13 protein-coding genes are annotated in these 12319 nt (G+C 65.2%); 3 read left to right on the top strand and 10 right to left on the bottom strand.

Annotated features, from left to right (window positions below; translation table 11 throughout):
• Positions 1–7: 7 nt before the first annotated feature.
• The 7 genes from ACWD68_RS16540 to trxA all read right to left on the bottom strand — a co-directional run bounded on the left by ACWD68_RS16540 (position 8) and on the right by trxA (position 6379).
• Positions 8–490, bottom strand: coding sequence for a hypothetical protein (locus ACWD68_RS16540; RefSeq protein ID WP_451807129.1), 483 nt, complete (start codon positions 488–490; stop codon positions 8–10).
• Positions 491–545: 55 nt separating this feature from the next.
• Positions 546–1031 (bottom strand): VOC family protein, encoded by a 486-nt coding sequence (locus ACWD68_RS16535; protein ID WP_451807128.1) that lies wholly within the window; start codon positions 1029–1031, stop codon positions 546–548.
• Positions 1032–1282: 251 nt separating this feature from the next.
• Positions 1283–1690, bottom strand: a complete 408-nt coding sequence (locus ACWD68_RS16530) for a PGPGW domain-containing protein (protein ID WP_451807127.1) — start codon at positions 1688–1690, stop codon at positions 1283–1285.
• Between the two features lie 224 nt (positions 1691–1914).
• Complete coding sequence (locus tag ACWD68_RS16525) at positions 1915–3039, bottom strand: NAD(+)/NADH kinase (protein WP_451807126.1); 1125 nt, start codon at positions 3037–3039, stop codon at positions 1915–1917.
• Between the two features lie 400 nt (positions 3040–3439).
• Complete coding sequence (locus ACWD68_RS16520; protein ID WP_451807125.1) at positions 3440–4042, bottom strand: GPP34 family phosphoprotein; 603 nt, start codon at positions 4040–4042, stop codon at positions 3440–3442.
• 345 nt (positions 4043–4387) lie between these two features.
• Positions 4388–5695: a preprotein translocase subunit SecY gene (secY, locus tag ACWD68_RS16515; RefSeq protein ID WP_451807124.1), complete on the bottom strand. Its 1308-nt coding sequence runs from the start codon at positions 5693–5695 to the stop codon at positions 4388–4390.
• Positions 5696–6064: 369 nt separating this feature from the next.
• The gene (trxA, locus tag ACWD68_RS16510; RefSeq protein ID WP_451807123.1) at positions 6065–6379 is read right to left on the bottom strand and encodes a thioredoxin; all 315 of its coding nucleotides are present in this window, start codon (positions 6377–6379) and stop codon (positions 6065–6067) included.
• Between the two features lie 544 nt (positions 6380–6923).
• Here trxA and ACWD68_RS16505 point away from each other — a divergent pair.
• From ACWD68_RS16505 to msrB, 3 genes are all read left to right on the top strand, one after another.
• Positions 6924–7769: a Bax inhibitor-1/YccA family protein gene (locus ACWD68_RS16505; RefSeq protein WP_451807225.1), complete on the top strand. Its 846-nt coding sequence runs from the start codon at positions 6924–6926 to the stop codon at positions 7767–7769.
• A gap of 373 nt (positions 7770–8142) precedes the next feature.
• Positions 8143–8655, top strand: a complete 513-nt coding sequence (gene msrA / locus ACWD68_RS16500) for a peptide-methionine (S)-S-oxide reductase MsrA (RefSeq protein WP_451807122.1) — start codon at positions 8143–8145, stop codon at positions 8653–8655.
• A 56-nt stretch (positions 8656–8711) separates the two neighbouring features.
• Entirely contained in the window at positions 8712–9119 is a 408-nt protein-coding gene (gene msrB / locus ACWD68_RS16495; RefSeq protein WP_451807121.1) for a peptide-methionine (R)-S-oxide reductase MsrB, read from the top strand.
• A gap of 75 nt (positions 9120–9194) precedes the next feature.
• Here msrB and ACWD68_RS16490 read toward each other — a convergent pair whose 3' ends face one another.
• The 3 genes from ACWD68_RS16490 to ACWD68_RS16480 all read right to left on the bottom strand — a co-directional run bounded on the left by ACWD68_RS16490 (position 9195) and on the right by ACWD68_RS16480 (position 12191).
• Positions 9195–10385, bottom strand: a complete 1191-nt coding sequence (locus ACWD68_RS16490) for an epoxide hydrolase family protein (protein WP_451807120.1) — start codon at positions 10383–10385, stop codon at positions 9195–9197.
• A gap of 135 nt (positions 10386–10520) precedes the next feature.
• Entirely contained in the window at positions 10521–11264 is a 744-nt protein-coding gene (locus ACWD68_RS16485) for a GAF and ANTAR domain-containing protein (protein ID WP_451807119.1), read from the bottom strand.
• A 45-nt stretch (positions 11265–11309) separates the two neighbouring features.
• A complete protein-coding gene (locus ACWD68_RS16480; protein ID WP_451807118.1) occupies positions 11310–12191 on the bottom strand; it encodes a GAF and ANTAR domain-containing protein in 882 nt (293 codons plus the stop codon).
• Between the last annotated feature and the right edge of the window lie 128 nt (positions 12192–12319).

Below are 12319 nucleotides of genomic sequence, written 5' to 3'. Positions count from 1 at the left end.
TGCGCTCTCAGCTGGGGCCTGCCGCTTCCAACCTGTCCAGGACGCCTACTGTGACTACCGCGTAGACAACATGCGGGACGACGTCTGAGATCCAGTCCGGGACTGCCCAAGTCCGTGGATCTGTGATTCCCAAAACCACAATCGGTACGTTCGTGGCAATGAGCGCACCGACTGAGGCGGCGACGTAGCGGGAAGTCCTCGACGAGTGCCAACCAGCAGCCTGAACGAACGACAACGCGACACCCATACCCAGTCCAGCGGAGAATCCTGTCAACGGCCCAAGTCCGGCGATCCGGTTCTCCAAGGTCTGACCATCACCGGGAATACGGATACGCAGCTTCTCGGCAAGCCTGCGCGCTGTCACCTCAGGTGTCGTACTGACGGGCCGACCTCGAAGCGCAATATCGGCGTAGCCCGCAATGTTGAGCGCAGTCGTGCCGGCAGCCCCCGCGGCAGCTCCGTCGAGAAGCGGCCGCATCACGCTGATCATGGCCAACCTCCTGCTGAGCGGATCAATCTCTCGTGGTGACCCGTCCCAGAACCTGTCACCGTCCGGGCTCTCGCACTTGAACCTGTTGCAGCAGCCACCCATTGCCGTCCGGGTCGTTGAACGTCGCGAACGAGTGGTAGCTGAGACTGTCCAGGTCGGGGCCCTCCACCTGCTCTTGGACGCCGGTGTCGTAGACGCGGTGGAAGATCTCGCTCACCTCAACGCCCTTGCTGGTCAGCCAGTCGCGGGTTCGGGCGATGTCGCGGACAACCAGGAACGTGCCTTGAGCGGAGCCTGCTGCCACGGGGGTGACCCCGCGACCGAACTGGATCGAGCAACCCGACCCCGGTGGCGTCAGCTGCACGATGCGGTAGCCGCCCGGGCTGGCCTCGTAGTCCGCATCGAGCCGCCACCCCAGACCCTGGTAGAAACGCAGGGCACGGTCGACGTCGGTCACTGGTATCACGACGACCTCGAGATTCATCTCCATGGCTGCCGTTTCATCGGCGGTCGTTGTGCCGTCCTGCTCTGCGGTGCCCATAACGGCCTCCTGCGCCGATTCTGGTCAGGTCCATGGTCTTTGAAAGCCCGCAACTGGCGGAACACCCGTCACAGGGATGCGGAGCCAGCCGGTTTTGCCGCCGGCGACTGCTCTGCGGCTACCGAAATGCGAGCGAACACCTCGGTGCCGGGCTCGCGGAACGTGATCTCCAGCCTACGCTCGCGGACCGTGTTCTGCTCGCGCACGAGCCGTACGGACGGCCTCCCCGAGGACGGTGCACCGGGAGTCCGTCAACTGGTGTAAGGGGGAACACGCGTCGTGCGGTAGCTGTACACCAGCAGGGCGATGAGAAGCAGACTCGACAGGATCAGCCCGGCACCGGTCGGCCAGCCACCGAGGGGCAGCTCAGGCATCAGGCCCCAGAACAGGCCGGCCGCCAGGAGCGCCGCCGCGGTGAGGGCGGATCCGGCGATCCGAATCGGGGAGGCGACGCTTTCCCTGGCCGCTTGCATGGCGCGCTCCCGTACCGGATCGACGTAGCGGGCTACGGCAGGGAACTGATCGGAGAGGACCAGCAGGCCGGCGAGAATGAGCAGCAGGCCTGGGCCGGGCAGGACCAGCAGTGCGATGCCGATGAGCAGCAGCACCACTCCCGCTATGAGTGCGACTCCTCGACGTAGAGCGGTTTGTCTGTGCACCTCACTCACCTTCTGGTCTCACCCCCAGACCGGGCCGCTCCACGAACAAACCGATCATTCGCTCCGACCGGTGCGGGTGCCGCCCTTCAGCCGTTGTGAATCTGCTGCTTCAATGCTGCGACCGAACTGCTCCATGCGCAATCAAGATCAGACGTCGTCCGGTACACCCAGCGGCCAACTCCCGCTCCTGGGAACCTCCTTCGGTCGACGGCCAAGAGCACGTGTTACTGGCTGGCAGGAGCGGCTGTGATCGCTCCCGCTGTCCTTCCCGCCGACGGTGGTTCGTCCCTGGGTCGCGCGGACCGGTGCGGCAGGGCCAAGTGCGCCAGGTCCCCCGGCGGCGCGGTGGTCAGGGGCCACAGGGGGGCAGAAGTGCCGTCGGCCAGAGCAGCCGGGGCGTCGGTGAGGTTCATGCGTTCGCGTAGGCGACCGTAGAAGTCCATGGGGCCCAGGCGTACAGCACGCAGCTTGCGTGGTGACGCGTACACGCCGATCCAGTCACCCGGGTCGAGGATGCCGTGGAGCTGACCGTCGATGCTGACCGCGGCCTGGCCCGAGCGCTCGAGCACGCGCAGTCCGATGGGTTCATCGGGAGCAGCCACGACCGAGCGGTTGAAGGTCATGTGGGGTGCGACCGGAGTGAAGACCAGGGCCTCGGCACATGGTGAGAGGACGGGGCCGCCGGCGGCGAAGCTGTAGGCGGTTGAGCCCGTAGGAGTGGCCACCAGCAGTGCGTCGGCGGAGTAGGCGGCCAGCAGGCGGCCTGCTACATAGACCCCTACGGAGAGTTGTCGGTCCCTGGCCAGTTTCTCCAGGACCACATCGTTCAGGGCTTCCACGTCGAGTGGAATGCCCCATTCGCCGCCCATCTCGCAGTTGGGACGCACACTCGGTGCCGGCAGGAGCGGGCCCCGGCCGTGCCGCATGAAGGCCTCGATGTCCGAGGGCACCTCCAGGCGGCACGAGGCGCGCATGGTCAGGAGCATGCGCTGCTCGACATCCAGCTGATCCTTGTGCACGGCGTCCAGCGCTTCCTGCACCCGTGTCATGGGGACCTCGGTCAAGAAGCCCACACGACCGAGATCGACCCCGAGCACCAGAGCGTCAACGGTGTTCGCAAGCCGGGCTCCGCGCAGAAAGGTGCCATCGCCGCCCAGGGTGACAATGAGGTCCGGATCTCCCGCTGCCGCCATCTCCTGCCGGGCGGTGAGCCGTGCCCCGTCGTTCCACACGTCGATGTCCCTGCATGCGATGGTGTGTTCGTCGCACCATGCCCGCACTGTCCTCGCGGTCTCCACGGCCTCCGGGCGCCCGCCGTGCACGACCACGCCGACCCGACTCACCGTCATGTCCGCCTCCCGAGGGTCTACGACAGCTGCGAAGCCGGCCGCCGCCGCCGCGCCGTCCAGCCCGCCCAGCGGGTGCACGCGCACTGGCCACAGCCGGCTCGAGGACGCGATGCGCCGGCAGCACGTCCCCATAGGGCCGGCAAACCTGGCCGGGCACTCCTTCGATCACCGTGACGCGCTTCGCACTTTGCCCGTGGCCACTACAGCCTCCTACAGCGGTCGCACTCGTCGCCCCAGGGGAAACCCCAGGGAAGTACCCCGGGGTTCAAGGCCAGGCGTCGTCGGACTCGCGTTCCTGCACCGAAGCGCAGCTGCGGGGACAGTTGAATGGCGGACACGTGCAGGGCGATGCAGGTAAATGCGGAGAAATACAGTGGCTACAGGCGAGCGGGAAGAGCAGTCATTCGGTGCTGCGCCAGATGTTGTCGTATGCGGCCTCTTCGATACCCCGCCGCTGTCGTTCCGCCGCCAGCTCCAGGAGCGCGCCGTTGACAGCGGCCAGGACGGTTTCCACGGCGTAGTCGGCGACCTCTGGGAGGTCTCCGGCCTGCTCGTCCTGGATGCCCAGGCTTCCGGCGAGATGGACAAGGACCGGTTCGGCCGAAGCCCAGCGCTCCGCCGCCCGGCGACGAGGGATGGAGTCGACCAGGACTCTCTGCCCGTCCCGGAAGCGTTTACGGCCCTGTTCCACGACCAGTCCTTCCGCCTCGGCGGCGGCCATGTAGGTCCCGGCCAGGGAGTCGCCCCTGCGCCACAGCCAGTCGTCGACCAGCTCGTACGGTTCCGACATGACCAGCGAGGCCGCAGCCTCCACCAGGAGGCGATCTGCCGGTGTCGGCAGACTGCCCGGCACGATGCGACCGGCGTCCAAGCGGATGGTCGGGGCCTGCAGAAGGTCGAGCAACTCGGCTCCAGCGAGCGCGAGCGACAGCTCACCCCCTTGCACGGGCCGGTCGGCTTCGACGTCTAGAGCGACGAACAGCAGGTCCCGCGGCGTGGTCATGAGGAACCTCACGTCCAATGCGTCGAGAACGACACGTTGTTGGAGACACCGAAGGAGTCCAGCAGCAGTCGTGGGTGCCAGGCCGCCGGCGCAGTGGGCGTCCTCAACGAGCCTGAATGGATGTCCGTGTCCCGAGTCTACGCAGCGTGCACAATCCCTGCATCCGGCATCCGGCATCCGGCATCCGGTGAGAGCGGAAGAGCCCGGCGGGCTGCCCAGGCACCTGTCCCCCGGCGACCCGCACACCCGGATACCCCGGCAGCCTCGGCCTTCCCTGCAAGACCTCACCCACCGGGAAGGCCCGGGCGAAGCCCCTTCCCCGGCGGTCACACGCGTTGGGCTGTGTCATCGGAGGAAGCCTTCGTAGTGGTGCTGCTCGACCTGGCTGTTGATCTGTTTGACCGTCTCCAGCCCGACGCTCACGATGATCAGGACGCTTGTACCGGTGAGCTGGTTGGCGCCGCCGAAGCTGGCGAACGCCACGGTCGGCACGAGAGCGATCAGTCCGAGGTAGAGCGATCCCGGCCAGGTGAGCCTGTTGAGGACGTAACCCAGATATTCGGCCGTGGCCCGGCCGGCCCGGATGCCTGGGATGAATCCTCCGGCCTGCTTGATGTTGTCGGCTACTTCGTTCGGATTAAACGTGATCGCCACGTAGAAGAACGCGAAGAACACGATCAGGAGGAAGTAGGCAGCCACGTAGAAGGGATGGTCGCCCCGGACGAAGTTGCCTGTGATCCACGCCGCCCATCCCGCATTCGAGTCGGAGAACTGCGCGATCAGCGCGGGAACGTAGAGGAGTGATGAAGCGAAGATGACCGGGACAACACCGGCCTGGTTGATTTTCAGCGGAATATAGGTCGCCGTACCGCCGTAGGATTTGCGACCGATCATCCGCTTCGAGTACTGCACCGGAATGCGACGCTGCGCCTGTTCCACGAAGACGACCAATCCCACCATCGCGAACCCAATGAGAAGAACCAGAGCAAGGTTGATCCATCCACCGGCAATGGTTCCCTCCTGCTTTACGGTCCATAGCGCGCCCGGGAGCGTGGAGGAAATCGAGATGAAGATGAGCATCGACATTCCGTTGCCGATTCCGCGTTCGGTGATCATCTCTCCGAACCACATCACGCAGGCAGTTCCGGAGGTGATCGTGATCACCATCACGATCGTGGTGAGGATCGATTGATCAGGCACAATGGAATTAGCCGTCGGGCAGCTGGGGAAAAGCGCACCACTGCGGGCTGTGGCGACGAGGCCCGTCCCCTGCAGGACGGCAAGTGCCACTGTCAGATAGCGCGTGTACTGCGTGATCTTTCCCTGACCTGAGGCGCCCTCCTTCTTCAGCGCCTCCAGCCTCGGAATGACGACCGTCAGCAACTGGAGGATGATACTCGCCGTAATGTACGGCAGGATTCCCAGCGCGAATACCGTGATCTGCAACAGAGCGCCGCCACTGAAGGCATTCACCAGCCCCAGTAGCCCGCCCTCTTTGGACACGGAATCCACACACGTCTGGACATTCTTATAGCTCACTCCAGGGATCGGGACATGCGAACCCACGCGGTACAGCACGATGATGCCGAGCGTGAAGAAGAGCTTCTTACGCAAGTCAGAGGTTCTGAACACCTGCGCGAACGTCCCGAGCACGGCTTCCTCCTTCGCCCCTGAGCAAATTCGTCAGGGGTGAACTCCTACGCAGATACGCCAAGGATGAAAAGAGCAAAACTAGGTGCAGCATAGGAGAACGCCATCCGTCAGGATCATGCGCCTCGCCCGTAGACCGCCGGAATGCCATCCGACGGCCTTGTTCCGCACCATGGCGGAGTGTGCTGCCCGGGATCGCAGCGGACATCCCGGTCAGTCGACCACCAGGCGGCGGATCCCTCAACTCGGCCCGGGCAGTCAGCCCACGAGTCCTCCGATCGGGGCTGCCAGTCCACCCCGGCGGCACCTGCGACTTCGCGGCCTGCCGGTCGCACGAGCCGCGTTTGCTCGCCCTCCACCGGTTGGCCGAGCTCAGATGAACTCAGCCAGATCCACGAGGAGGGCTGCCTTGGGCTTGGCACCCAGAATCTGCTTGACAACCTGTCCACCGGAGAACACATGCAGCGCCGGGATCCCCGAGATTCCGGCCTTCGCCGGAGTCAGGGGGTTCTCGTCGATGTTCATCTTGACGATCTCGAGCTTGTCTCCGTGCTCGGCGGAAATCTCTTCCAGAATCGGAGCGATCATCCTGCACGGCGCACACCACTCGGCCCAGTAGTCCACCAGGACGGGCTTGCTGCTCTTGAGGACGACCTCATCGAAATCGGAGTCGCTAACGGCCCTCATCGATACCTCGCATGCTCGGCGATTCTGTCGTCGGACCTCGCACGATCCGTGCCCCTCCGGTAGTCACAGCGACCCCGCGGCAGGGTCCGAAACAGATACCTACCGAAGTTACAGCAGGCGGCGAGTATCGGCCCGAGCAGGAAAAGAATCGAGAGCTGCCGAGGTACGGGATCGCGTCGCTCGGGACCGCTCCCCCGGGGTCCCCGGGATTGATCCCGTGGACCGTTTCCCGGGGGTTCCCCGGGGGCGACGCGGGCAACAGCGGCGCAAGGCTGCTGTAAGGCACTGGAAAAGACGCGCCTCTGGCAGCAACGGCGGCAGGAGGGCGGTTCCGTCGACGCCCGACTGCGGACTCTCGGGGCAAGCCAACCGGAACCGACGGGGTCCTCCCCACCTGGCACGAAGCGGGCCGAGGTGGTGAAGCACCTGCGATTCACGCCTGCACGGCAGAGGGCGGTGACCGGAGCGCAATCGTCACAGAGGCGGTAGGCAGAACGGCAACTATGTGATTGAGGACCCTATGTCGTACATGGACAGCCGGTCGCTGAAGAGCTCGAACCCCGTGCTGAAGCAGTGGGAGAAGAGGAATTCTGCTCCCAAGGGCGACGGGGAGTCGGTCGCAGGGTTCTTTGCCGAGCGCGATGCGCCGGACACATCCGTACTGAGCTTGCGCAAAGAAGTTCCGCCGCAGACCGCCGGCAACGCGATGACGCTCGACGACGTCATAAGCCGAACGGCCCTGACACTGGGCGTAGCGGTGTTGGCAGCTGTGCTGTCGTGGGCGTTGCTGCCGGTCGACTCGGACAGCATAGGCAGGTCGTACGGTATTGCGACTGGTGCGGCACTGGTGGCCCTGGTTCTGGCGCTGATTCAGGCCTTCAGGACAAAACCGGTACCAGCGGTGATTCTGGCGTACGCGGCATTCGAAGGAATCTTCCTCGGCGTGGTCTCCAGTATCGCCTCCAGCTACGTCTCCCCAGGCGTAGTCATCCAGGCAGTCGCAGGAACGATGGCGGTATTTGCCGGCGTATTGATTGCCTACAAGCTGCACTGGATCCGTGTCACCCGCCGCTTCTACGGATTTGTGATGGCCGCCACGATCGGCTACCTGATCCTGCTGGCCGGCAACCTGCTCTTCTCCCTCTTCAACGGGGATGACGGTCTCGGGGCCCGCAGTGGAGGCCTCGGAGTCCTGTTCGGCGTCATCGGCATAGTCATCGGTGCCTGTTTCCTCGCCCTGCACTTCAAGCAAGTGGAGGACGGCGTGGCCAACGGTGCCCCCCGCGAGGAGTCCTGGCTGGCCGCCTTCGGGCTCGTCATCACTTTGGTATGGATCTATGTGGAGATGCTGAACCTACTCACACTCATCCGCGAAGACGACATCTACTGAAGAGGAGTTCACCGCACACCGCCCTCATTTTCCGCATACATGAAACAGGCGGAAGAGTCTGTGATGCCAGCACCGCCGAGAGTGCCCCGAAGCGTCGGAGGGAGCCCCCTGTCCGCAGGCCGGTTGGGGTTCGGGTCGCATGCGCTACCGCATATCTGCGCCGTCACAGGTGACGGATGGCCATCTCCTTCCTTGGTTTGGTCATGGACAGGGACGGCGGCAATGTCGGGGTACGGACCTGCGAGCAGTGCGTTCGTCTCGGCTTCTCCGCCAAGAGCGCGGGGTTGCTGACGGTCCGTCGTACTACACAAGCGGGCGCGCAAGGCTGCGAACGACCCATGACCCGCGATATGGAAGCAGGTGGAAACAGATCATGACCATCACCGAAAGTAGGGCTTTGCTGGCGGGTGGCTGCTTCTGGGGCATGCAGGATCTGCTGCGGACAGCACCGGGTGTTCTGGACACTCGGGTGGGATACAGCGGCGGCACCCTGCCCAATGCCACGTACCACAGTCACAAAGGCCACGCGGAGTCGATCGAGATCACGTTCGACCCTGCCGGAACGGACTACCGCGCGATCCTGGAATTGTTCTTCCAGATCCACGACCCGACCACGAAGAACAGGCAAGGAGGCGACGTCGGCTCCAGCTACCGCTCCGCCATCTTCTACCTCGACGACGAGCAGCGAGCCATCGCCGAGGACACCATCGCCGATGTCGACGCTTCGGGACTGTGGCCGGGAAGGGTAGTGACCGAAGTCGTGCCTGCCGGCCCGTTCTGGGAAGCCGAACCAGAGCACCAGGACTACCTGCAGAAGTTTCCTGACGGCTACTCCTGCCACTTCCCCCGACCGGACTGGCGACTGTCGAAGCGCGCGGAAGCGTAACTCCTGAATCGCGGCAGCTCTCTTGTCGCCGCACCTGTTGTGAAGGGCTGAGTTTCATGTCATACGAGATCGAGAAGCCGGACGACCAGTGGCGCGCCGAGCTGGACCCCGTCGAGTACAAGGTCCTGCGCAAGGCTGCCACGGAGCCGGCGTTCACCGGCGAGTACACCGACACCAAGACGAAGGGTGTCTACTCCTGCCGCGCCTGCGGCGCCGAACTCTTCACCTCCTCGGAGAAGTTCGACTCCCGTTCCGGCTGTCCCTCCTTCTACGATCCGAAGGAGTCCGACGCGGTCGAACTGGTCGAGGACCGGTCGTTCGGCATCAAACAGACCGAAGTCCGGTGTGCCCGGTGCGGATCGCACCTCGGCCACGTGTTCGCGGGTGAGGGGTTTCCGACCCCGACCAATCAGCGGTATTGCATCAACAGCATCTCGATGCGCCTGACGCCCGACGAGAGCTGACGCGAAGGGCTGCACGTGCGCAACAGGGCAACCGGATTCGCCACGGCCACCAAGGGCACCGCGACAGCGACGCCGTCACTGGCGAAGCTGTCGCAAGCCCGTGCGGACCTCTTCGACGAAGAGCTCCGGCTGCTCCCAGGCCGGGAAATGCCCGCCCTTGGAGGGTCTGTTGTAGTGGATGAGGTTCGGGTACGCGCGCTCTGCCCAGCTCTTCGGCGGCTGGTACATCTCCTGCGGGAAGGCGCTCACGGCAACCGGGAGGGTGATGCCTTTGACGCCGAAGAAGGATTTCTTGTTCTCCCCGTAGAGACGAGCCGCGGAGATGGCCGTGTTCGTCAGCCAGTAGAGAGTGATGTTGTCCAGTACATCGTCTCGTGTCAGGCCGTCGGCCTCTCCGCCGAACGCCCGCGGGATCAGCTCCAGGCCGGGGTCGAGCAGGAAGGCCGCCAGACCGGCGGGCGAGTCCGCGAAAGCTGTCAGCGACTGAGGCAGTGAAGCCATCATGTAGGCGTAGGAGACGTGCGCGTACGCGGACGTGAGCTGCCCGACCGCACGCTGTTCCTCTTCGGTGAGATCCGTGCCGGCCGGAAGCGGTTTGCCCGTCGCGAGTGCCTGGTCGATCTCCGGGGGAACGGCACCGGCCATGTTGGTGTGGAAGCCGGCCAGTTCTGGAGGCGCCTGTACGCCCATGAATTCCGTGATGATCGCGCCCCAGTCGCCGCCTTGCGCCGCAAAGCGCGTGTAGCCAAGGCGCTTCATGAGTTCGGCCCAGGCGCGTGCGATGCGCTCGGGTCCCCAGCCGGTCGTGGTCGGCTTGCCCGAGAATCCGTAGCCGGGCAGCGACGGCATCACGACATCGAAGGCGTCCGATGCGTCGCCGCCATATTCCGTGGGGTTGGTGAGCGGGTCGATGATTTTCAGCTGCTGGATGACCGAGCCGGGCCACCCATGGGTGACGATGAGCGGCAGGGCATTCTCGTGCTTCGAGCGGACGTGAATGAAGTGGATGTCCAGCCCGTCGATCCTGGTCATGAAGTGCGGTGGAGCCTTCAGTCTCGCCTCGACCTTGCGCCAGTCGTACTCGGTCGCCCAGTAGTGCGCGAGGTTCTGAATCGTGGCTAGTGGTGTGCCCTGTGACTGATCGTCGACAGTCTCCTTGTCGGGCCAGCGCGTCGCCTGGATGCGCGTGCGCAGGTCCTCGAGTTCGGCATCGGGGAAGTCGAACGAGAACGGGCGGATTCCTGTGGTGTCGGAAGCGGCAGGCATGTGGAGCCTCCTCGCCGTTGCCTGGAGTCGGTGTGGATGGCTCCTTCACGGTGGCATCGCCGCGCATACTTCGCCCCCGTACATTCCCCCGGCCTTCTGCCGTCTGGTCCCCGGGCCGCCCTGGGAAGAGACAGGTCACTCACTCTTGTCGGGCACTGCGCCCAAGACATACTGCGGAGTGATCACGCGTCGTACGAGTTGGTCGGCGACGTCGGTAGGCCGCAGGCGGATCCGTGCTGCGTGAATGAACAGTTGGCGAGCAGCCTGGTAAGGGCTGATGCCGACGGTAGCAGCGAGCATGCCGCAGGCGGTATCGATGAGCGCTTCGCCGGACAGAGCGACCTGGACACGGGGGGCGATGTCCCCGGGCCGGAGCAGTGCGCGATCCCAGGTGAGGACAGCGGTGGTTGCCACGTCCGTCAGAGCGCGCAGGAGACGGGTCTCCGTGCCGGTGAGCGCTGAGCGGTGAACACTGAAGAGGTTGAGGACGCCTACTGTCTGGCCCCGGACGTGCAGGGGCAGGGCATGGGCGCTGTCGTACCCGGCGGCCAGCGCCAGTGGGACGAAGGCGGGCCACTGCTCCGCGTGGTCGCGCAGTTCGACGGCATGGACCTGGACACCGGTGTCGTAGGCGTCGACGCAGGGGCCCTGGCGGATCTGTACCTGCATGATCTCGGTGAGGGTGGTGCGGTCGTCGGTGGCGACTGCGGGCCTCAACTGGCCGCGGGCGTTGACGAGCATGACACCGGCAGCGTCGATGCTGGTCAGGTCGACGCAGTAGCGCGCCAGACGGTCGAGGAGCATCAGGGGGTCGGCATCGTCGGCGAGGGTGTCACTGAGGTCGACGAACGCCTCGGTCAGTTGCTGTTCGCGTGTCATGCCGTGCCACCGTTCCCGTCATCCGGCCCGTTGGTGCGGGCGGATCTATTCATGAAACCTGATCCTTCCGGCGATGACGTCGAAAGCCGCCTCGGTCACCGACTGTCCCTTGGCAAAGGCGTGGGCCCGCAGGCGGGCGAGTGCGTGGTGGGGGTCGGCCCCGAGATGCACCATGATCATTCCGGTGGCCTGGTGGACCTCCTCGTGATCTGTCTCCGACCCATCCAGCCATGCCCCGGCCAGATGGTGCTCAGCATCGTGGGCGTGCAGATTGAGCAGCGCTGTGGTGATGGCATCGGCAGCGGGGAAAGCAAGGGAGCGGTCCCGTTCGGAAAGTGGGCCGGCGCTCGCCCGGTAGAGGTCGAGGGTGCCGAACACGACGGCAGTGCCGCCCAACGGCAGCGAGAAGACCGCCCGTACCCCGAGTTCGACGGCCTGCTGGGCGAAGACGGGCCAACGGGCCGCGTCGGCGCCTCCGGCCAGGTCAGCCGCCATTACCGGGGCCACGTGCGTGAGCGCCGTCCTACACGGTCCGTTACCGAGCGTGTACTGGGCTTCGGCGAGGCGGCCCGCCACCTCGTCACTTGACCACCACGGAGTCTGGGTCTCCCCGTTCGCACCGGCGAGCGACACCGAAGCCCCAGTGACGTCCATCAGATCGACGCAGGCACGGCACAGCGCGGCGGGGACATCCATACCTATCGCGCCCTGCACGGCCGCCGTGAAGTACCCGCTCAGACGGGCCAGGTTCGGGGCGTCCAGGTCTGAGCCGGAACTGTCGCTGGTGGACTGCCCGGGCCGTTCGTCGCCTTCCCGGTCCACAGGATCCACGGCCTTCACCTCCGCTCCAGGCCCGCTCCTTGATCTTCCGTCACCCGGGCGGCCCGCTGGCGCGCAACACCACCACAGGTTCAGCGGCTGGAACACGGGGAATCCAACTCCCTCGCCCGGCTGATCCCTCGCGCCCGCTGCACCAGAACCCTCGAGTCCACCGACCGCTGCAGATCAGCGGCTTCCGCGTTCCGTGAGCGAGCCGCGAGCAACGCGGGCCCAAC

The sequence above is a fragment of the Streptomyces sp. NPDC005141 genome (assembly GCF_053599975.1).
This window is presented reverse-complemented; position numbering and strand designations above follow the sequence as displayed.

Excerpts from the sequence above, each read along its gene's own strand:
- ACWD68_RS16520 (WP_451807125.1), bottom strand. The coding sequence starts at position 4,042 with ATGACCACGCCGCGGGACCTGCTGTTCGTCGCTCTAGACGTCGAAGCC.
- msrA (WP_451807122.1), top strand. The coding sequence starts at position 8,143 with ATGACCATCACCGAAAGTAGGGCTTTGCTGGCGGGTGGCTGCTTCTGG.
- trxA (WP_451807123.1), bottom strand. The coding sequence starts at position 6,379 with ATGAGGGCCGTTAGCGACTCCGATTTCGATGAGGTCGTCCTCAAGAGC.
- ACWD68_RS16485 (WP_451807119.1), bottom strand. The coding sequence starts at position 11,264 with ATGACACGCGAACAGCAACTGACCGAGGCGTTCGTCGACCTCAGTGAC.
- ACWD68_RS16525 (WP_451807126.1), bottom strand. The coding sequence starts at position 3,039 with ATGACGGTGAGTCGGGTCGGCGTGGTCGTGCACGGCGGGCGCCCGGAG.
- ACWD68_RS16490 (WP_451807120.1), bottom strand. The coding sequence starts at position 10,385 with ATGCCTGCCGCTTCCGACACCACAGGAATCCGCCCGTTCTCGTTCGAC.
- ACWD68_RS16535 (WP_451807128.1), bottom strand. The coding sequence starts at position 1,031 with ATGGGCACCGCAGAGCAGGACGGCACAACGACCGCCGATGAAACGGCA.
- msrB (WP_451807121.1), top strand. The coding sequence starts at position 8,712 with ATGTCATACGAGATCGAGAAGCCGGACGACCAGTGGCGCGCCGAGCTG.
- ACWD68_RS16540 (WP_451807129.1), bottom strand. The coding sequence starts at position 490 with ATGATCAGCGTGATGCGGCCGCTTCTCGACGGAGCTGCCGCGGGGGCT.